Origin of the sequence: Arthrobacter sp. StoSoilB22 (genome assembly GCF_019977315.1) — a bacterium.
Lineage (GTDB): Bacteria > Actinomycetota > Actinomycetes > Actinomycetales > Micrococcaceae > Arthrobacter.
Genome location: NZ_AP024652.1, coordinates 180,375 through 200,350, shown reverse-complemented (window position 1 = coordinate 200,350; position 19,976 = coordinate 180,375). Strand labels below are relative to the sequence as shown.

The following is a 19,976-nucleotide window of genomic DNA, read 5'->3' as shown; positions in this document are numbered from 1 at the left end:
TACGCCCCGGAAACACGCGGTAACCCAGGCTTTACATCTGCGAAACGCTGCGGGGACACCGTGCTGGAAAACTATCAAGTGACCGATATTCCGGACGGGTGATCATAAGCCTCTCCGGGCTGGTTCCACATCCCGTTCCAGACACGGAGAAACCGATGACTTCCACCCTTTCGACGGCGGCCGGCCGCACTGATGATGCAGACCTGACAGCACTCGGCTACCAGCCCACCCTGCATCGCAAGCTGGGCCGCTACGCATCGTTCGCCGCAGGTTTTTCGTTCGTCTCCATCCTCACCACCATCTTCCAGCTCTTCGCCTTTGGCTACTCCTTCGCCGGTCCTGCTTTCTTCTGGACCTGGCCGGTGGTGCTGGTGGGCCAGCTCCTTGTGGCATTGAACTTTGCAGAGCTCGCCGCCCGGTACCCGTTGTCCGGCGCCGTCTATCAGTGGTCGCGCCGCATGGGCGGTGAAGTGGTGGGCTGGTTCGCCGGCTGGTTCATGTCCATCGCCCAGGTCATCACTGCTGCCGCAGCAGCCATCGCACTCCAAGTGGTCCTTCCCCAGCTGTGGGATGGCTTCCAGTTGGTGGGCGGCGACCCCTCTCTGACCTCCACCACGGGTGCGGCGAACGCCGTCATCCTTGGCGCCATACTCCTGGTGGTTACTACCGTGATTAATTGCCTGGGCGTGAAGCTCATGTCTCACGTCAACTCCATCGGCGTCACCTGCGAGATCGTGGGCGTCGCTGCGGTAATTCTTGCCCTGTTCTCAGCAGCGCAGCGCGGCCCGGAGGTGGTAGCGGACGTCAGTGTTGTCACAACCTCGGACCTGGGCGCCGTCGGCGCCTTCCTGGTGTCCGGGTTGATGGCCGCGTACGTCATGGTGGGCTTCAACTCCGCCGGGGAGCTCTCGGAGGAAACCAAGAACCCCCGCAAGACGGCCCCGCGCACCATCCTCTCGGCACTGATCATCTCCGGTATTGGCGGCGGACTCATGATCATCGCCGCTCTGATGGCAGCGCCAAGTCTGGACGACGGCCGGCTCGCCACCGAGGGGCTGCCCTATGTGCTCACTGCCGTGCTGGGTACGTTCTGGGGCAAAGTGCTGCTGGTTGACGTGGCCATCGCCATCTTCGTGTGCACTTTGGCCATCCAAACGGCGGGTTCGCGGCTGGTCTTCTCCATGGCCCGCGATGGCAAACTGCCCGCCTCGGCCCTGCTCTCCACGGTCCACCCGCAGCGTGGAACCCCCATGTGGCCCTCCATCGCGATTGGCGCCCTGGCGGTGGGCATCCTTGCCATCAACATCGGCAACTCCGCCCTCTTCACCACCCTTTGCAGTGTGTGCATCGTGATGGTGTACCTGGCGTACCTGATGGTCACGGTTCCGCAGCTGCTCAGCCGTTTCCGCGGCGATTGGAACCGGGTGGGTCAGACCATGCCGGCCGGGCTCTTCTCCCTGGGCCGTTGGGGCTTACCGGTCAACATCCTCGCCGTCATGTATGGCGCACTGATGGTCATCAACCTGTCCTGGCCCCGCCCCGAAGTGTATGACCCCTCCGGTGAACACGGGATCCTGCTCTACTCCGCCCCCATCATGGTGGGCGCCGTCCTGCTCCTGGGTATCTGGGTCCGGCGGAACATCCGGGTTCGGGAGGACAAGGCGGCGCTGGCCGCGGAATCCGCCAACGCGGGCTGACCCGCCCAACATCAGACCACTTCACGTTCAAGCACAGACAGTTCAAGCACAGAAATGATTGCCATGACACAGACTCTTGAAACACGGACCCCTGAAGGCACCGCCACAACAGCCGGCGCCAAGCTGCACGCACGAGCCCAGCACGGGCGTACGGCCGAAACCATGATCCACGTCCCGCCAGCTTCTGCCCCGGCCCGCCTGATCGAAAACCTCCCTGCCGAGGCGAAGGACTCCCTGACCTGGGCGGAGACCCTCGCCTTCGGCCGCTACACCCATATGGAACTGGCCCGCGGGACGCGCCTGAGGCTCACGGACCTCGACGGCGATGCTTGCGTTCACGCTGTCATCCTCCGAAGCGGTGCCCAACATGAGCGGCTCAACGTTGCGGACACGGTCAAAGTCCCCTGGCAGGCCTACATGACCACGGGCCACCCGCTTCTTTCCGACGCCGGACGGCTCATGGCAACCGTTGTGGCCGATTCCTCCGGTAATCACGATGCCCTCACCGGCACCACCAACGTGGCTGGTAACACTGCCAAGTACGGTTCCGGATCAGCCCATAGCCCGTCACCGGCAGGCCGCGAGCTCCTCACCCTCGGCGGCATGAAACACGGAGTCAGCCAAAGGCAACTACCGCCGTCGTTGTCGTTCTTCAAGGGCGTCACCGTGGACCCGGACGGCCGCATTCAGTTCGCCGGGAGCGCCGGCGCCGGAGCCGCCGTCGAGCTTCTCCTCCACATGGACTCTGTGCTGGTACTGGCCAATACCGCGCACCCCCTGGACCCGCGTCCGGAGTTCACAGGCAGCGCTGTGGACATCGTCGCGTGGCGTGCGCCGCAGGACCTCGCCGCCTTGGTGGACGGAACCTCCACTGTTGACCTTGGCCCGGAAGGGCGTCTTGCCCTCCACAACACTGAACTCGACTACAACGCAAGGACTTCCGCATGAACGCCATCGCAGAAATCAGCCCCGCGCTCATAGAGGGGAAAGTGGTACTGGACGAGCTGGTGGAAGCCCGCGGCCCATGGTCGGCCGTAGTGGCTGCCGGCGACGTGCTCACCATCGTGGACCTGGACGGTAACCAGGCCGTGGATTGCATCCTCTACGCAGCACATGACACCGGCACGCGATACTCCGCCGCCATGACAATCGCCAGCCAGGGCTCGATCTTCCTCACCACCGGCTCGGTTCTCCGTTCGGACAGCGGCCAGGAACTCATGACCGTGGTGGCCGATGAAGTGGGCATCCACGACACCATCGGGGGCGCCTGCTCGCAGGAATCCAACACCCTCCGCTACGGGCAGCACACCCATGAACAGCACGCCTGCGTGGAGAACTTCCTCATTGAAGGCGCCAAGTGGGACCTGGGCAAAAAGGACCTGGTGTCCAACATCAACTGGTTCATGAACGTGCCGGTGGACCCGGATGGCGCCCTGGGCATCGTGGACGGGTTGTCCGCACCGGGTAAGCGGGTGGCACTCCGCGCCGAGGTGGACACCCTGGTGCTGGTGTCCAACTGCCCTCAAATCAACAACCCTTGCAACGGTTTCAACCCCACGCCGGTGCGCATGATCGTCACACGTCCGGAGGCCCGCGCATGACCCGTTTCGACACCCTCCTCATTGCCAACCGCGGCGAGATCGCCTGCCGGATCATCGAATCGGCACGCAAGGCGGGGCTGCGCACTGTCGCCGTTTTCTCCGAGGCTGACCGTGGCGCCAAGCATGTGAAGCTCGCAGATGAGGCCGTCCTGCTGGGACCAGCACCGGCCAAGGAGTCCTACCTGAAGGTTGAAGCCATCCTCAGTGCGGCGGCTGCCACCGGTGCCGGCGCCATTCACCCCGGCTACGGATTCTTGTCCGAGGACGCTGCGTTCGCGGAAGCCGTGGAGGCAGCAGGGCTCGTCTTTGTGGGGCCTACCCCCCAACAGCTCCGAATCTTCGGGACCAAGCACACCGCGCGGGATGCTGCTCAACGCGCCGGGGTTCCCATGATTGCGGGATCCGGCCTGCTTGACGACGTGGACCAAGCCGTGGCCGCGGCGGAAACCATCGGTTACCCGCTCATGCTCAAGGCAACCGGCGGTGGCGGCGGAATCGGCATGGCAGTGTGCCGCGACGAAGCCGACCTCCGCAGCAATTACTCCCGGGTGGCCCGCTTGGCCAGCTCCAGCTTCGGAACCGCCGGGGTCTTCGCTGAGAGGTACATCGAGCACGCCCGCCACGTGGAAGTCCAGGTGTTCGGCGACGGTGAGGGCCGCGTCGTAAGCCTCGGCGACCGTGACTGCTCACTGCAACGCCGGCACCAAAAAGTACTCGAAGAGGCACCCGCGCCGGATCTCCCGGACGCTTTGCGGGAGGAGCTGCACCGCAGCTCACGCGCACTCTGCGCCTCCGTGGGCTACCGCTCTGCAGGCACAGTGGAGTTCGTCTACGACCCCGTCCGCCAGGAAGCGTCCTTCCTGGAAGTCAACGCCCGGCTGCAAGTTGAGCACCCCGTCACCGAAGCCATCACCGGCGTGGACCTGGTGGAGTGGATGCTTAATCTGGCCCAGCAGGAGCCAGTGCTTGATGGCGTGCCGGACAGCGTGCCCGTCTCAGGACATGCCGTGGAAGCCCGCATCTACGCAGAAGACCCCGCCCGGAATTTCCAGCCCAGCGCCGGAACCGTCACCAACGCGCAGTACCCGGCCTCCGACGTCGTACGCATTGACGCCTGGGTGGAAACCGGCAGCGAAGTCTCCACCAGCTACGATCCCCTGCTGGGCAAGGTCATCACGTCCGGTACCACCCGCGACGCCGCCTTCGACGCCCTGGCCACTGCGCTGGCAGAGACCCTCATTGATGGCATTGAGACGAACCTGGGCATGCTGCGTGCCGTGGCCGGAATGGACGTGGTCCGCTCGGCCGGGCATTCCACCGGAACCCTGGACACCGTAGGCGATCCGGAACCGCGGATCACCGTTGAGCGGCCGGGCCTCCAGACCAGCGTGCAGGACTGGCCGGGCAGGACCGGACTGTGGCAGATCGGCGTGCCGCCCAGTGGTCCCATGGATGATTTGTCGTTCCGGCTGGGCAACACTGCCCTGGGTAACCCCGAGGGCGCGCCCGGGTTGGAGTTCACCATGGCCGGGCCGGCGCTTCGGTTCACCCACGCCACCACGGTGTGCGTCACCGGCGCTGACGTCGCCGTCACCGTCAACGGCAACGCGGCCGGCACCTGGGAGCCCATCACCGTCCCCGAAAACGGCCTCCTGGACGTCGGGTCAGCAGACGGATCCGGGCTGCGAGGTTACATTCTCTTTGAAGGCGGGCTGGATATTCCCCGATACCTCGGCAGTGCGTCCACCTTCACCTTGGGTCAGTTCGGTGGCCATGGCGGCCGTGTGCTGCGGGCCAGCGATGTGCTCCGCACGGCCAGCGACCGCCTCCCCGAAACCGTCCCCGGCATAGTTCCGGAGGAGAGCCGCCCGGCACTCACTTCCGACTGGGAGCTGAAAGTGGTGGAAGGGCCGCATGGCGCACCGGAATTCTTCCAACGCGAAGACATTGAAGAGCTCTATGCCGCCGAATACGAGGTCCACTTCAACTCCGCCCGCACCGGCGTCCGCCTGATCGGGCCCAAGCCGCGCTGGGCGCGCAATGATGGCGGCGAGGCCGGACTGCACCCCTCCAATATTCACGACACCGCCTACTCGGTAGGCGCCCTGGACTTCACCGGCGACACCCCCATCCTGCTGGGCCCGGATGGTCCCAGCCTTGGCGGTTTTGTCTGCCCCGTCACCGTGGTGACCGGCGAGCGCTGGAAGTTGGGGCAGTTGCGGCCCGGCGACAAGGTCCGTTTCGCGCCGATCCGATCGGTTGATGCACCGTCCGTCAAGGAACTCGGCACTGCACGGCAGCTGATACTCCCGGGCGGAACGGACTTCAGCAGCAGCGCAGCCGGGGTGCTGCGCGGAGACGGCGACGACGGCGTGCTGGGCCGGGTGACCGAAGGCGAGGGCCGGCCTGCGGTCACCTTCCGCCGTTCGGGTGATGACAACCTTCTGGTGGAATACGGGGATATGGTGCTGGACCTTGGCCTCCGCGCACGGGTCCACGCCCTGCACCAGGAACTCGAACGCCTTGGTGTCCCGGGCATCGTGGATCTGACCCCGGGCATCCGGTCCTTGCAGATCAAGGCCGATCCGTCCCTCCTGCCCACGTCCAAACTGCTGGGCCTTGTGCGCGAGGTGGATGCTTCACTGCCTGCTAGTTCGGAGCTGGTGGTGCCCAGCCGCAGCGTCCGGCTCCCGTTGTCTTGGGATGATCCCGCAACCCGTGAAGCCATTGAGCGGTACATGGCCGGTGTCCGCGACGACGCCCCCTGGTGCCCGTGGAACATCGAGTTCATCCGCCGTATCAATGGCTTGGACTCCGTGAACGACGTTTTTGATACCGTCTTCAACGCCGAGTACCTCGTGTTGGGACTGGGCGACGTGTACTTGGGAGCTCCGGTGGCAACGCCCTTGGATCCGCGGCATCGGTTGGTCACCACCAAGTACAACCCCGCCCGCACGTGGACACCGGAGAACGCCGTGGGCATTGGCGGTGCCTACATGTGCATTTACGGCATGGAGGGTCCCGGTGGTTACCAGTTTGTTGGGCGGACCACGCAGGTATGGTCTCGTTACGCGGGTGCCGCACCTTTTGAGCCAGGTTCCCCGTGGCTGCTCCGGTTCTTCGACCGTATTTCCTGGTACCCCGTCAGCCCTGAGGAACTGTTGGACCTCCGCGCGGACATGGCAGCTGGCAGGGGCCGGGGCGTAGAGATCGAGGAAGGCACATTTTCTCTGGCCGAGCACGAGGAATTCCTGGAACGCAACAGCGTCTCCATTGCGGAGTTCCGTGAAACACAGGCGGCCGCATTCGCCGTTGAACGTCAGGCGTGGGAGGAAGCCGGCGAGTTCGATCGCGCAGAGCAGGCTGTTTCCCTGGCCCCGCCGGCGGACGACGTGGTGGTTCCCGACGGCGGCACCTTGGTCACGTCCCCGTTCGCCGCGAGCGTGTGGAAAGTGGACGTGGAACCTGGCGACGTGGTGGTAGCCGGCCAGTCGTTGGTCTCCCTGGAGGCCATGAAGATGGAGACGGTCATCCAGGCTCCGGTGGATGGTGTGGTTCAACGAGTCCTGCCCACGGCCGGCGCGCAGGTGGTAGCAGGCGAGGCTTTGGTGGTGCTTGAGCCTGTGGATGTCCGGGAACCGGCACTTGTGCTGGAAGGAAGCGCACTATGATCAGCCCCAAAGTCACCACTGCGGAACGCGTTGTTGCCGCGCTTGAGGCGATTGACGCCGTCGACCGTCCTGAAATCTGGATCCACCTGCGGGGGCGGGATGAACTGCTCGCAGAGGCGGCCCGGATCGACGCCGCTGCTGCCGCCGGGGATGACCTGCCGCTTGCGGGTCTCCTGCTCGCCGTGAAGAACAACGTGGACGTTGCCGGTGTGATGACGACGGCGGCGTGCCCCGGTTTTGGCGAGGTGCCCGCCCGGGATGCGGTGCCGGTTGCGAGGCTCCGCGCTGCGGGGGCGTTGGTGCTGGGAGCTACCAACCTGGACCAGTTCGCCACGGGACTGGTGGGTACCCGCAGCCCGTATGGAGCTGTGCGCGATTCGCGGCGTCCTGACCGAATTTCCGGCGGTTCGAGTTCGGGTTCTGCCGTGGCAGTGGCCTTGGGCCTGGTGGACCTTGCCATCGGGACGGACACCGCCGGTTCGGGCCGGATTCCCGCAGCGCTGCAAGGAATTGTGGGAATCAAACCAACCCTGGGCGTGGTGTCCACCGACGGCGTAGTTCCGGCGTGCCGTTCCTGGGACACCGCCACGATTTTCGCGCGCGACCTCGCCACGGCCGAGCTCGCCATGGGCATCATGGCCGGTGAGGGCCGCAGCTGGCCCGCGGACGTCAAGCTCGCTGCGCCGGCCACACCGCGGGTGGCCTACCCCGCTGCCCTGCCTGCCCTCCCGGACGCGTGGGCGCTCGAGTTCAAGGCACAGATCGAACGGCTGCGCTCCACGGGCGTGGTGGCCGAAGCCATCGAGCTGGACGTCTTCCTTGAGGCTGCACGGCTGCTGTACGACGGCGGATTGGTGGCCGAACGCTATGCCGCCGTCGGCAGCTTTGTTGACACGGTGCAGGACGGAGGGGTTTCCGCCACGCTCGACCCCACTGTGGCCGGGATCATCACAGCCGCGGGCACGGTCCCTGCGCACAAGTACGTGACTGACACCGGGGCCCTGGAGCGGCTCCGCCGTGAGGCCATGCTGCGACTGGAGGGCTTCGATGCCCTGATCGTGCCAACCGCACCTTTCCATCCGACGCTGGCAGAGGTCGCGGCCGATCCCGTGGGGGTCAATTCCCGGATGGGTACGTATACCAATTTCTGCAACCTTTTCGACCTCAGCGCTGTGGCAGTGCCGGCCGGGACTGTCACTGACACCGCTGAAACCGGGGAGTCAGGGAGCGTCTCCCAGTTCGGTCTCACTGTGGTGGCCCGAACTTTCGAGGACGGCGTGGCCGCGGACATTGCACGGCGGATCGAGCTCACCCCGGAGAAGCCGGGACTGTTCGCTGCCGGAGCTGCCAGCGACGCCGCGCCAAAGGTTCCCTGGCCGGTTGCCGCGGGCGCCGTCGTCGTACCTCTTGTGGTGGTGGGCGCCCACCGGAAGGGCCAGCCGTTGGCAGCGGAACTTGAGCGGCGTGGAGCCTTTTGGGATGGCCTGGTAGCCACTGCGGCGAGGTACCGCATGGTGGCGCTGGAAACCACGCCCCCTAAGCCGGGCGTAGTTCGATCTGAACAGGGAACCGGGCTGGTGGCAGAACGGTGGTTGCTTTCCGAGTCCGCCCTGGGGTCTTTCCTCGCTGACTTGCCCGAACCCATGCTGCTGGGGTCCATCACCTTGGACGATGGGAGCACGGCAGTGGGATTCGCATGCGATGCCGTAGCTGCGGCCAGTGCGCGGGACATCAGCGAATACGGCGATTGGATTAAATATCTGGAAGAAAGTACCTCCTTGCCGGGCAACCAAGGACTGTGGCGGGAGGCGGGCAGCGCCTTGCTGACAGGCCTTGGCCGCGGCCAGCGCTAGCGCGGTGGGCGGCCGGTTGACGGAAATAGGGTTTCATCAATCGGCAGCCAAACCACTCTCGAGGCAGCACCGAACATCACGAAATGACCCACTTTGGGGCTTGCTGGTGCGGTTAACGGTGTCCGGAAGCCCTATCATTGTGCTTGTCGTCATGTGGGCATTTTTGGGAGTGCTCGCTGACGCCGGATTCAGCTTGTCTGTGAGCCATGGCTTGCACCTTCGAAGGGAAACCCTATGGCCCGGAGCCCGGAAGAGTCGCTCAAGGCGACCCTTGCCAGAGTCGCACCCGGAACTCCGCTGCGTGACGGCCTTGAACGCATTCTTCGTGGACGGACTGGTGCGTTGATCGTGCTGGGCTACGACCGCACCATCGACTCCATCTGTTCCGGCGGATTCGACATCGGCATCGATTTCTCCCCAACACGTCTGCGCGAACTGGCCAAGATGGACGGCGCCATCATCTGTGACAAGGATGCCAGCAACATTGTCCGGGCCGCCGTCCAACTGGTTCCCGATTCCAGCATCGAAACCCAGGAATCAGGCACCAGGCACCGCACCGCAGAACGTGTAGCCATCCAGACCGGCGTTCCCGTTATTTCCGTCAGCCAATCCATGCAAATCATCGCCCTCTACGTGAACGGTTTGCGCCACGTCCTGGAAGGCTCCGAAAAGGTCCTCGCCCGCGCCAACCAGGCCCTGGCAACCTTGGAGCGGTACAGCGCCAGGCTGGACCAGGTCACCAGCTCACTTTCGGCCCTGGAGATCGAAGCACTGGTCACGGTCAGGGACGTTGCAGTCACCCTGCAGCGCCAGGAAATGGTCCGCCGTATCTCCGAGGAAATCGCCCAGTACGTGCTGGAACTCGGCGAAGACGGCCGCCTGCTCTCCCTCCAGGTGGAAGAACTCACCGTAGGCCGCGGCCCGGGGAGCGAAGTCATCATCCGCGACTACTCCGATCCCGACGCCACTCCTGAGCAGATCGAGGAAGCCGTCCAGGCTCTCCTCAACCTTGGCCCCACGGAGCTTATCGACCTCAGCCGCATTGCCCACATCATTGGCTTCGCCGGCGGAGTGGAGCAGCTGGACGCCGTGGTTCAGCCGCGCGGGTACCGTCTCCTGTCCGGCCTCAAGTCCGTTCCTAAGGCAGTGGCCGACCGTTTGGTGGACTACTTCGGCGGACTTCAGAACCTCATGGCTGCCACCATTGACGACCTCATGACCGTGGACGGAATCGGCGATCAGCGAGCCCGCACAGTCCGCGAAGGCTTGAGCCGCATGGCCGAAGCGAGCCTGCTGGACCGTTTCCTTTAAAGGCGACTGCCGCCGTCGGGCCCTATTTTCGGACGAAAACTAGTTCAGCTGGAAGGCGACCTTGGGGCTCGCCTTGTTCCCCAGGCGGGCTTCGAACGTGTAGTAGGCGCCGCCCGCGCCCGGCGTGGCCGCGATGCTGGCACAGCCTTCCAGCGTCCGGTTGCGCTGCCACGGGAAGTTCGCCGTCTCGCTCTTGCCGGGCTGGATGGTCTTGATGAGATCCTCGCCGCCCGTCTGGCAGTCCTTGGAGGAGAAGATCCGGTCCGAGCCGCTCATCAGCAGGTACTCCATTTGGGAGGTGCCCACGTTGACCTCGCACGGGGCCGTGCCGCCATTGGTGATGGTCATGGTCAGCAGCGGCTTTTCCTCCGGACCGTAAGCGGGCTTATCGGTCTTGGCGGCGACAGTCATCAAGTTCAAGTCGCATACGGGTGTGGGCGACGGCGATGCCGCCGCTGTGCCCGTCGGTGTACTTCCCGGCGTCGGCGCCGTTGATGCCTGGGACGTGCTGACGGCCTGCGGCTCCGGATTCCCGGAAAGCGCGCCGGTGAGGGCCACGACGCCGCCGATCACCACTACGATAACCAGCAGCAGGGCGCCGAAAAACACTTGCCGACGGCGCCGGTACACGGCGGGGCTCGGCCGTCGCTTTGCGCTGGGGGAAGCGCCCTTCGCCGCCGCTGATGTGCGCGCGGTCGGCGTCTGCTTACCCTTGTTGGCCATGGTTCTAGGCTAGGCTCGCAGCCGCATGGGGACCTAACCTCCACGCCGAACGAGCCTCATGCCGGCCTGTGTGACGTCGGCCATGGCCACTCCCGGACGGCCATGCCTCCGGATTCCACTACAGTGGATGGCAGCATGACACTTCCCGATTCAGGCCAGCTGGCAGGCCTCCACCAAGCCCTTGATCAGTGGTTCGCTGAGACGGCCCGCGACCTCCCGTGGCGCGAGCCGGATTGCAGCGCGTGGGGCATCCTGGTTAGCGAAGTGATGCTTCAGCAAACACCCGTTGTCCGCGTGCTGCCGGTCTGGCTCGACTGGATGGAACGCTGGCCCACACCCGCCCACCTTGCCGACGAACCGTCGGGCGCAGCCGTCCGCCATTGGGGGCGGCTCGGTTATCCACGCCGGGCTCTGCGGCTGCACGCGGCCGCCGTCGCAATCCGTGATCAGCACGGCGGCAAGGTTCCTGACACTTTTGACGAGCTCCTGGACTTGCCGGGTGTAGGCAACTACACGGCGGCCGCCGTCGCGGCTTTTGCGTTCGGCCGGCGCGAAACAGTGGTGGACACCAACATCCGGCGCGTCCAGGCGCGGCTCATCTCCGGCAGCGCGCTCCCGGCGCCGGCCTTGACCGCAGCGGAGATGCGGCTGGCCGAGGCCCTCATGCCCGAGGACCAGGAGTTGTCCGTGCGCTGGAACGCTTCGGTCATGGAACTCGGCGCCATGGTGTGCACCGCCCGCAGTCCCAAATGCGGTGAATGCCCGGTCCGTTCCAGTTGCGCCTGGCTCGCCGCCGGCGAGCCGCCGCCGTCGTACACTCCAAAGGGGCAGTCCTGGCACGGCACGGACCGCCAGGTGCGCGGTGCCGTGATGGCCGTCCTCCGCGAGGCGGCCACCCCGGTGCCCCGCGAAATGTTCCAGCAAGCACCGGCGGATCTCGGGTTCGCGCCGTCCGGCGTCGGAATCCCGCTCGCCGCACTGCACCGGCTCAACTCCGCGCCCGAGCAACTCGAGCGCGCCCTTGAGGGCCTGTTATTGGACGGTCTGGCTGAAATGCACGACGGCGGTTTGCGGCTTCCGGCGTAGCTTTGGCCGGGTGCGGTATCGGTTGGGCAACAGGCTTCCAGGATCAATAACAATGCAGGCGCCTTTTGCGCTGCTGCGGCGGCATTCCCGCGACACCCACTAAGTGCAGCACTACCCTGAAGCATGGGCAGAATCGGATTGGCGTTGACCCTTGCCGGGACCGCAGCATTGCTTCCCGGTTGCTTGGCCGAACCAGTGGGCTGCCCGGCGATCGGACACGTGGCCGGCGTATCCCTGACCGTGGCGGCGGACTATGCCCCGGACGTCGCTTCGCTTCGATTGAAGGCATGCCAGGATGGCATCTGCACTGAAAAGGAACTGATGCTGAACCCCGGGGCCACCTCCGTGGACCAGGGCTGCACCCCGGATGGCGTGTGCTCCGCGACATCCTCGCCTGACGGGACGCTTCACGGGTTTATGGAGCTCCCCGCACTGTCCGAAAGTCCTCTTGAGGCAACCGTGACTGGCTTTTCCCCGGCCGGTGTCGCGTTGCCGACGCGTACCCTGACCTTCACTCCCCGAGGTGAGTACCCCTACGGCGAGCAGTGTGGGCGGGTCATTTCGGCTGGCCTGACGCTGGACGGAGCAGGTTTGCGGCAGCGGTAGTGCTGGCTATGCACCTGCGTCGATGATGAGCCTCGAACCGCCGGAGTCGTCTTCGTCCTTCCCGCAACGTGTGCAGCGCCTGCAGCTGCCACGTGAACCGGCTCCTAGTCACCATGAGCGAGCCGGGATCGGGCGAAGACTAGCCCGGTGGTCCCCCAACAGCCTTCCGGTAACCACTTGGCGTGAAACCCAGGTACTTACGGAAGTCGTTCGTTAGGTGCGCATGATCTGCGTAGCCAAGTTCGACGGCGATCGCCGCAAGGTCCGCTGTTGGGTTGGACCGGGCACGCTCTGCGGCATCCTGCAATCTGCGGCGCCGTATGAGGGCGGAAGGGCTCAACCCGACGTACTTTGCAGCGATTCTTTGCAGGGTTCTGGGTGATACGGCAAGACGGGACGCCACATCCTCAATCAAGAACACATCGGGCTCGGATGCGATCACATCCATCATCCGGTTCGCGAGCAGGGCTTCTTCGTCAGCAACGCACTCCCGCGAAACCAGCCACGCAACAAAGGCTTCCACTGCCCGCTCTCGGCGAGCGCCGCCGTCGTGCGTGTTGCCACCTGAAGTGGCCGTCATGGCTGCCGACACTGCCTTCTGAAGGTGGGCGAAGTCCAGCACCACTTCCTGATCGCGGAGAGCGGCGGGGTTGTCGGTGAAAAGCGGCACTGCTGCGGGCCGGAGTAGTGCGCCCACGGCCCAGCCCTGGCCTGTCAGGTCGCGGTAGGCGGCGCGGGTGGTTGGCCCGGAGAACTCCACCGCATCGCCTTGCACCACCAGGTTGGATGTGGGGTAGGCGATCACATGTTGCCGTGATGACCGGCCGGGTTCGATGTCCCACTCCGGAATCCAGAACCACTGCACCAAATGGGACACAGAAGCCGGAGCCGGGATGCGATGGAAGGTGGGCAGTCGCGCCGGATACAGGATGCCCTTGAACGAACCTTCCATTGGAGCCTCTCCACTGAGGATCAAAGCTGTCGCAAATCTCCAAGCGCAACAGGGCAAGGTGCCCGTAGCGTCATAACCATGACAGATACTACAAGCACAGAGTCCATCACAGCAGCCCACGGCGAGCACACCACACATGGCATCCCGATCGGCCTGACAAGCCTGACGCCGTTCCTCTCGGTGCCCAACGCCAAGGAAGCCATTGCGTTCTACCGTGATGTGTTCGGGGCCAGGGTTGTGGGCGAGACCGAGATGGGAGGGGTGGTTGTCCACGCCGAACTCGACTTCGGCAACGGCCACCTTCAACTCGGCGAGCCCAACCCGGAATACCATCTGGTGCCGGCGCCAAGCGGCGAGGACGATTGCTACTCCCTCGGCCTGTATTGCCAGGACGCGGACGGACTGGTCAAGAAGGCCGAACATGCTGGGGCAACTATCCGCGAGCCGCTGTCCACGTTCGTCTCAGGTGACCGTTACGCGAGCATCCGCGATCCGTTCGGCGTGCGCTGGTCCATCATGACGCGGGTTGAGGACATCTCCGAGGAGGAGAGCAACCGCCGCGTTGATGAATGGGCCGCGCAGCAGGGCTGAGCCTTGGAGGCCCGGCTTTCGTGAATGCCTCATGTGAGGCAGAGGCAGAAAGGGTGCCCGGCCGGATCAAGGAGTACCCTGAACGTTTCGCCTGGCTGGTGGTCGGATTTGCTGGCGCCTAGGGAAAGGGCAACTTCCTCGCCCTTGTCCAAGTCCTCCACGATCATGTCCAGGTGCATTTGCTGCGGGATGGTCTGGCCGGGCCATTTGGGCGCCTGGTACACCTCCACTTGTTGGAAGGAGATGCAGTTGCTGCCATCGCTGGGTCGGATATCAAACCAGTCACCTTTGTCCTCCACTTCCCAGCCGAAGAGCTCGCCATAAAAGGCGGCCAAGGCGCCGGCATCAGGACAATCGATAACCACACTCGGGTATTTAGCTATAGCCATGTGTTAAACCTCGTCAGCAGTTTTCTTCATGCGGGCAATGGCGCTCTTGGTGCCGCGCTGGGTGAGAACGTGAACTATTGCGCCCACGCCTGCGGAAACAACGGCGAACACAAGCACGCCCGGTAGTGAATCGTTGAGGTCCGTGCTGTCTTTGGGGGCAGGTTTGCCGGTCTTCTTCTCCCAGAGGCCTTCGAGCGTTTTGTTTGCGAGCGTGCCGGCTCCAAGGCCAATTGCCAGGCCAAACACTTTTACCAGTATGTTCACCAAGATCCTCCATAAGATAGGGCGCCGCCAAGCGACGTCTCACACAACAACCGCCTCAGAAACAAGGCAGGGCCGCTGCAATTGCAGCGGCCCTGCCTGGATTCTTAATCCTTCTTGAAGGCATCTTTCAGCTTCTCGCCGGCACCTTTGAGGTCGGCTTTCGTCTGGTCGCCCTTGCCTTCGGCTTCCAGACGCTCGTTGTCCGTCAGCTTTCCGGCAGCTTCCTTAGCCTTGCCGCCCAGCTTCTCGCCAGCGTTCTCCATCTTGTCGTCAGCACCCACGTTTCGTACCTCTTCCTTGTAGTGAACCTGTACCTCTACAACATCACTAATCAGTGTACTTAGCAATATTTCGGAGAAAATTGTCAGAACCTAGAGTTCTCCAAACCCTTCCTCCACAAGCCGCCCCACGTACTCCACGGCCTTCGAGGCGTCCTTGCCGCTCGCTTCAACGCGCAGGGTGGAACCCTTGCCGGCGGCCAGTGCCATGAGCGCCATGATGGACATGCCATCAACGCCGTTGACCGTCACCTCCACATCCAGCCCGGACAGCCCGCCGGCGATTTTGGCCGCCGGCCTGGCATGCATTCCCAAGGGGTTGATGAGCTCGAATTCACCGCTTGCATCCGGCTCATGCTTGACATCAGGGGCCTCCGGGCCCGCATCACCTGCGGGCGTGTTGCCGAACGCCACAGCTTCGGCTGCTTTGCGGACATCCTCGACGCCGGCACCTCCCTGAGCGGCGACGGCCGCAGCAACGAGCCCCTCAACCAGCGGCGCATCGGCGATGAGGACGGCTTCGGGATCGCTGGCGAACTCCACCGCCGACTCGGCTGTCATCACAGCAGAACCAAGATCGGTCAGCACCACCACGCCGTCGCCCCCGGAATCAACCAGGGACTGCTCGACGGCGGCCAGCACCTTCTCCAGGCTGGTTCCGATTCGATCGTCGTCAGTTCCCCCGGCGGCGGCGAGTTCGACGTCGGGTGCCATCTGCGCGGCGAGTTCCACCGCACCCTCAGCAATCTTGCTGCTGTGCGACACCACCACAATCCCCACGGTCATACGGCGTCGGTTCCTGTATCGCCAGTGGAACCGGCGGCAGCTGCTGCGGCCGCGCGGAGGAGCAGCGCGGTGGAAGCGGCGCCGGGGTCGCGATGGCCTGCACTGCGCTCCCCCAGGTAGCTGGCCCGCCCCTTGCGTGCCACCAAAGGATCGGTGGCCACGGCCCCGGTTTCGGCAGCGTCCGCAGCCGCTTCCAGAACCGCCAGCACGCCTGCACCGCTCGCGGCCGCCTTTTGGGCAGCTTCAACCGCCGGCGTCCAGGCGTCGATCATTGTCTTGTCGCCGAGCTCGGCTTTGCCCCGGGCCACCACGCCATCACGGGCGGCCACGAGGGCAGCGGCTAACGCCTCCGCTTCAATGTCGTTCGCGTCCCCCAGGGAGGTTGCTGCCCGCAGATACGCCGTGCCGTAAAGCGGTCCGGCAGCTCCGCCCACCTTGGACATGAGCGCCATCGCTGCAGCCTTCAACGCCGCTCCGGGAGTCTCGGGCGAGGTCTCGTCGAGCTTCTGCAGCACAGCTTGGAATCCCCGGTCCATGTTCTCGCCGTGATCAGAGTCGCCGATCGCCCGGTCCAGCTCAATGAGCTCAACCCGATGTTCGTCCATGGCTTTAGCGGAGAGTTTCAACCATTCCAGCGCCCACTGAACGTCCAAACCCATGCTCAGGCTCCCCACCGCAGGGCTGCAGTGTGGACGGGCGCGTCCCACAGCCTGGTCAGCTCGTCATCGAGGCGCAGCACGGACACTGAGCACCCTTGCATCTCCAGGGAGGTCACGTAGTTCCCCACCAGCGAGCGCTCCACGGTGGCGCCGCGCTCGGCCAGAACTTGGGCAGCGCGTCGGTACACGATGTACAACTCGCTCTGCGGGGTGCCGCCCATGCCATTGACGAAGAGCAGGACCTTCTCGCCTGACGCGAGGGCCAGGTCCTCCAGCACAGGCTCCAGGAGGCGGTCCGTGATGGCGTCAGCACTTTCCATCGCAATCTTGTGCCGTCCAGGTTCGCCATGAATGCCGATGCCGATCTCAATCTCATTCTCCGCGAGTTCAAAACTCGGCGTACCGGCGTGCGGAACCGTGCAGCCGGACAGGGCAACACCCATGGTCCGCACATTGGCCACTACGCGCTCAGCGATGGCGGTGACAGCGTCAAGGTCGTCGCCTCGCTGGGCGGATGCACCGGCGATCTTCTCCACCAGGACCGTTCCACCAACCCCGCGCCTGCCAGCCGTGTACAGCGAGTCTTCCACCGCGACGTCGTCGTTGACCAACACTGAACGAACGCGCACGCCTTCAGCCTGCGCCATTTCGGCGGCCGTTTCGAAATTCAGGACATCGCCGGTGTAGTTCTTCACAATATGGACGACGCCGGCGCCTGAGTCCACGGCGACGGTTGCCGGGATGATTTGGTCCGGTGTGGGCGAGGTGAAAACTGCGCCGGGGACCGCGGCGTCCAACATGCCGAGGCCTACGAAGCCCGCGTGCAGGGGCTCGTGGCCACTGCCGCCACCGGAGACAAGGGCTACTTTGCCCGCTACGGGAGCGCCTTTCCGGACGACGTATTTGGGGTCGGGATGGACGTCCACGATGTCGGCATGGGCCATGCCGAAACCTTCAACGGACTCGTCCACCACGGCGCGTGGATCATTAATGAGCTTTTTCATGTGATGCTCCTGGGCGTGCTGTGGCTGGTGCTCTGACCCTACTACCGGGGGCTGTTGGCACGGTAGGCCTGAAGCGCCGGTTGTGCATAAATAACGCTAGGACCACCCTCTTAATGACCGGAAGGGACAGCCCCCAATGACTATCCCTTCCGGTGATGCTGCTTTTCGGTCCGCTAATCCTCGGCCGCTTGGGTTGTCACCGCCTCGGGTTTACTTCCGGCCTGATACTCGGGCCAGAAGGCGGAGTACAGATCAGGGTTCGAGTGGCCCGCGTCCTGCAAAGAGGTTTCGTGGGGCCATGATCCGTAAGGCATATCGATCTGGAATGCGGAGAAATCGGGGAACGTGACCCTGGGGTCCATTGTTCGCATCCCCCTTAGCTATTCAGGACGGCGTCGCCGCCGGTAGAGACAACGTCCTGCAGCAGCACCGTCTGATCGATGACCGGAAGCCCTACAACGTGACCGAAGCTGAACATATTCTTCGGATCCAGCTCCGCTTTCGCCTTCCTGAGCCGTTCGCGTGCACCGGGCAGCCACGGCCTTTCCCTGTCCTCAGCATCCACAAAGTGGCCGTGCAGATTCACGAACGTCCCCGCATTGGCAGCCGGACGAAGGTCTTCATGAACCGAGTTAAAGACTGTTGGCAGGATGTCCAGGACCGGCGGGACAGCAATGGCTCCCATAAAGAAGCTGAACGCTGCGTCACGGCCACCCACAATGTCTTCTCCGTCCGCACTCTTTGCCAGGGCGCCGCCCAGGAGCCGCAGTTCCGCCAACAACACAGGACTGTCCACCCCGGGACCAAAGTGCCGCAACAGGGCATCTTCGGTTTGTTCGTCCAGACGATCCAGCAGGAAGCCATGCTCCCGCACAGGCACCGGCTGGTCCGGGTCCTGGTGAATGGTGTCGAATTGGGTGGGGCTCAAAGGCCCGGTGGCGTCCATCATAAAGGGTGCGCAAGTGCGCATTGGCTCCAGGACTTCCGAGGCGGTTGCCGGATCACCTTGATAGGCGTAGCGGAGATGGATGACGAACTTTCCACGCAGTGGCTCCGGAATCATTTCCATCTCCGGGAGGCGCAGGAACGCCATGGACGCTGATGCCTCCACCGGCAGCGAAGGCACCCACTCCCGGAATGCCCGCAGGACCTCAGGCGCATGTCCGCCGTCGAAGTACAACCCGCCGGCGTAAAGATCGTCCGCCGGGAAGAGATGGAATTCCATGGCCGTGACGATGCCAAGGTTTCCTTTGCCGCCACGGAGAAGGTAGAACAACTCCGGGTTCTCGTCTTTGGTCACCCGGCGCTGCGTGCCGTCGGCGGTGACGAGTTCAAAGGCAATGACGTGATCTGAGGCGAAACCATATTTGCGGCCCAGGATGGGCAGGCCGCCGCCCAGGGTGTAGCCCACCACCCCAACGTCGGTAGTGGAACCGCAGAGGCCCATCAAACCGAAGGTCGCGGCGAGATCCACCACGGCCTTCCAACGGACGCCCGCACCAACGCGGGCAGTTTTCTCGATGGGGTCAATGCTCAGCTCCAGCATCCGGCGGGTGCTGATGAGCAGGCCGCCCTCAATGGCATTGGTGGCGCCGTGACCGGTGGACTGGACGGAGACGGGCATACCGCGCTCAGCCGCCCAGCGAACAGCCGCGGAAACGTCCTCAGCATCGAGGGCGCCGAAGGCAAGATCAGGTTGGTGCTGTGTAGAGAGGTTGAAAGCCGCTACTTCGGGAGCGAACCCCGGATCGGCAGGCGTGAACACGGGGCCGTGCACGCTGAGTTGGAGTTCTGAAACATCTGAAAAGGACGCGTGGGACTGCATGATCTTCTCTCAATTGACCGATGTGGTGGAAGCTTCCCCAGCAAGCCACCATCAGTTTATCCATCAAGTGGATATAAGAGAAGGGAAAATAAATCACGCATAATCGGGCAGGCCTGAGCCACTTGGCCTTGGTGGCGGAAATTAAACCGCAAGAGTGCTGCGGCGGGTGTTAGAGCTGCTTGATCATGCGCGTGTTGCCCAGGGTGTTGGGCTTTACGCGGGCAAGGTCAAGGAACTCGGCAACGCCTTCGTCATGCGAGCGCAGCAGCTCCGAGTACACCTGCGGATCAACCACGGACTGGTCAGCCATGACTTCGAATCCGTGACGCTTGAAGAAGTCCACCTCGAACGTCAGGCAGAACACGCGGCTCACGCCCAGGGCTCGCGCCTCTTCCAGAAGGTTCTCCACAAGGACGTGACCCACTCCGCGCCCGCGCCAGGAGTCGGCTGCGGCAAGGGTGCGGATTTCCGCCAAGTCTTCCCACATGACGTGCAGGGCCCCGCAGCCGATCACTTCGCCATCGTCGGATTCAGCAATCCGAAATTCCTGGAGGCTCTCGTAGTACGCCACAGTCTCCTTGGCCATGAGGATCCGCTCCTCGGCCAAGGGGGCCACAAGCCTCTTGATCGCCGCCACGTCGCTGGTGCGGGCAGGGCGGAGGCTGAAGGTCGAATTCACT

The 19,976-nt window shown here is 64.1% G+C and carries 19 protein-coding genes; 9 read left to right on the top strand and 10 right to left on the bottom strand.

The features are described 5' to 3' along the window. The first annotated feature begins 155 nt into the window (after window positions 1-155). The 6 genes from LDN70_RS00950 to disA all read left to right on the top strand — a co-directional run bounded on the left by LDN70_RS00950 (window position 156) and on the right by disA (window position 10,133). Window positions 156-1,697, top strand: a complete 1,542-nt coding sequence (locus LDN70_RS00950; RefSeq protein WP_223941436.1) for an amino acid permease — start codon at window positions 156-158, stop codon at window positions 1,695-1,697. A 54-nt stretch (window positions 1,698-1,751) separates the two neighbouring features. Then, the gene (locus LDN70_RS00945; protein ID WP_353618859.1) at window positions 1,752-2,645 is read left to right on the top strand and encodes an urea amidolyase associated protein UAAP1; all 894 of its coding nucleotides are present in this window, start codon (window positions 1,752-1,754) and stop codon (window positions 2,643-2,645) included. Then, a complete protein-coding gene (locus LDN70_RS00940) occupies window positions 2,642-3,298 on the top strand; it encodes an urea amidolyase associated protein UAAP2 (RefSeq protein ID WP_223941434.1) in 657 nt (218 codons plus the stop codon). The genes LDN70_RS00945 and LDN70_RS00940 overlap by 4 nt, the downstream gene beginning before the upstream one ends. Continuing rightward, window positions 3,295-6,969 (top strand): urea carboxylase, encoded by a 3,675-nt coding sequence (gene uca, locus LDN70_RS00935; RefSeq protein WP_223941433.1) that lies wholly within the window; start codon window positions 3,295-3,297, stop codon window positions 6,967-6,969. The genes LDN70_RS00940 and uca overlap by 4 nt, the downstream gene beginning before the upstream one ends. After that, complete coding sequence (gene atzF / locus LDN70_RS00930) at window positions 6,966-8,822, top strand: allophanate hydrolase (protein WP_223941432.1); 1,857 nt, start codon at window positions 6,966-6,968, stop codon at window positions 8,820-8,822. The genes uca and atzF overlap by 4 nt, the downstream gene beginning before the upstream one ends. 234 nt (window positions 8,823-9,056) lie before the next feature. After that, window positions 9,057-10,133 carry a DNA integrity scanning diadenylate cyclase DisA gene (gene disA / locus LDN70_RS00925; protein WP_011772955.1) on the top strand — a complete coding sequence of 359 codons (1,077 nt, stop codon included), beginning with the start codon at window positions 9,057-9,059 and terminating at the stop codon, window positions 10,131-10,133. Window positions 10,134-10,172: 39 nt separating this feature from the next. Here the strand turns inward: disA and LDN70_RS00920 are convergent, their stop codons facing one another. Continuing rightward, on the bottom strand, window positions 10,173-10,856 hold the full coding sequence (locus LDN70_RS00920; RefSeq protein ID WP_223941431.1) for a hypothetical protein: 684 nt from the start codon (window positions 10,854-10,856) through the stop codon (window positions 10,173-10,175). Between the two features lie 135 nt (window positions 10,857-10,991). Between LDN70_RS00920 and LDN70_RS00915 the strand changes: the two genes are divergently transcribed. Together LDN70_RS00915 and LDN70_RS00910 are read left to right on the top strand one after the other, a co-directional pair. Next, the gene (locus LDN70_RS00915) at window positions 10,992-11,942 is read left to right on the top strand and encodes an iron-sulfur binding domain-containing protein (protein WP_223941430.1); all 951 of its coding nucleotides are present in this window, start codon (window positions 10,992-10,994) and stop codon (window positions 11,940-11,942) included. 123 nt (window positions 11,943-12,065) lie between these two features. After that, the gene (locus tag LDN70_RS00910; protein WP_166840972.1) at window positions 12,066-12,548 is read left to right on the top strand and encodes a hypothetical protein; all 483 of its coding nucleotides are present in this window, start codon (window positions 12,066-12,068) and stop codon (window positions 12,546-12,548) included. A gap of 139 nt (window positions 12,549-12,687) precedes the next feature. Here LDN70_RS00910 and LDN70_RS00905 read toward each other — a convergent pair whose 3' ends face one another. Beyond that, the gene (locus LDN70_RS00905) at window positions 12,688-13,500 is read right to left on the bottom strand and encodes an AraC family transcriptional regulator (protein WP_166840971.1); all 813 of its coding nucleotides are present in this window, start codon (window positions 13,498-13,500) and stop codon (window positions 12,688-12,690) included. Between the two features lie 78 nt (window positions 13,501-13,578). Here LDN70_RS00905 and LDN70_RS00900 point away from each other — a divergent pair, with 78 nt between their 5' ends. Beyond that, window positions 13,579-14,091, top strand: coding sequence for a VOC family protein (locus LDN70_RS00900; RefSeq protein WP_142937162.1), 513 nt, complete (start codon window positions 13,579-13,581; stop codon window positions 14,089-14,091). Window positions 14,092-14,120: 29 nt separating this feature from the next. Here LDN70_RS00900 and LDN70_RS00895 read toward each other — a convergent pair whose 3' ends face one another. The 8 genes from LDN70_RS00895 to LDN70_RS00860 all read right to left on the bottom strand — a co-directional run bounded on the left by LDN70_RS00895 (window position 14,121) and on the right by LDN70_RS00860 (window position 19,975). Further along, on the bottom strand, window positions 14,121-14,480 hold the full coding sequence (locus tag LDN70_RS00895) for a VOC family protein (protein ID WP_166840969.1): 360 nt from the start codon (window positions 14,478-14,480) through the stop codon (window positions 14,121-14,123). Between the two features lie 3 nt (window positions 14,481-14,483). Continuing rightward, a complete protein-coding gene (locus LDN70_RS00890; RefSeq protein ID WP_142937164.1) occupies window positions 14,484-14,744 on the bottom strand; it encodes a DUF4235 domain-containing protein in 261 nt (86 codons plus the stop codon). Between the two features lie 104 nt (window positions 14,745-14,848). Further along, window positions 14,849-15,025 (bottom strand): CsbD family protein, encoded by a 177-nt coding sequence (locus LDN70_RS00885; RefSeq protein ID WP_035760998.1) that lies wholly within the window; start codon window positions 15,023-15,025, stop codon window positions 14,849-14,851. 90 nt (window positions 15,026-15,115) lie between these two features. Continuing rightward, window positions 15,116-15,808 (bottom strand): dihydroxyacetone kinase phosphoryl donor subunit DhaM, encoded by a 693-nt coding sequence (dhaM, locus tag LDN70_RS00880; protein WP_223941429.1) that lies wholly within the window; start codon window positions 15,806-15,808, stop codon window positions 15,116-15,118. After that, window positions 15,805-16,467 carry a dihydroxyacetone kinase subunit DhaL gene (gene dhaL / locus LDN70_RS00875; RefSeq protein ID WP_223941428.1) on the bottom strand — a complete coding sequence of 221 codons (663 nt, stop codon included), beginning with the start codon at window positions 16,465-16,467 and terminating at the stop codon, window positions 15,805-15,807. The genes dhaM and dhaL overlap by 4 nt, the downstream gene beginning before the upstream one ends. Window positions 16,468-16,469: 2 nt before the next feature. Next, the gene (gene dhaK, locus LDN70_RS00870) at window positions 16,470-17,471 is read right to left on the bottom strand and encodes a dihydroxyacetone kinase subunit DhaK (RefSeq protein WP_142937167.1); all 1,002 of its coding nucleotides are present in this window, start codon (window positions 17,469-17,471) and stop codon (window positions 16,470-16,472) included. Window positions 17,472-17,847: 376 nt separating this feature from the next. Beyond that, entirely contained in the window at window positions 17,848-19,296 is a 1,449-nt protein-coding gene (locus LDN70_RS00865; protein ID WP_223941427.1) for an FAD-binding oxidoreductase, read from the bottom strand. 169 nt (window positions 19,297-19,465) lie between these two features. Next, window positions 19,466-19,975 (bottom strand): amino-acid N-acetyltransferase, encoded by a 510-nt coding sequence (locus LDN70_RS00860; protein WP_223941426.1) that lies wholly within the window; start codon window positions 19,973-19,975, stop codon window positions 19,466-19,468. Window position 19,976 lies beyond the last annotated feature (1 nt).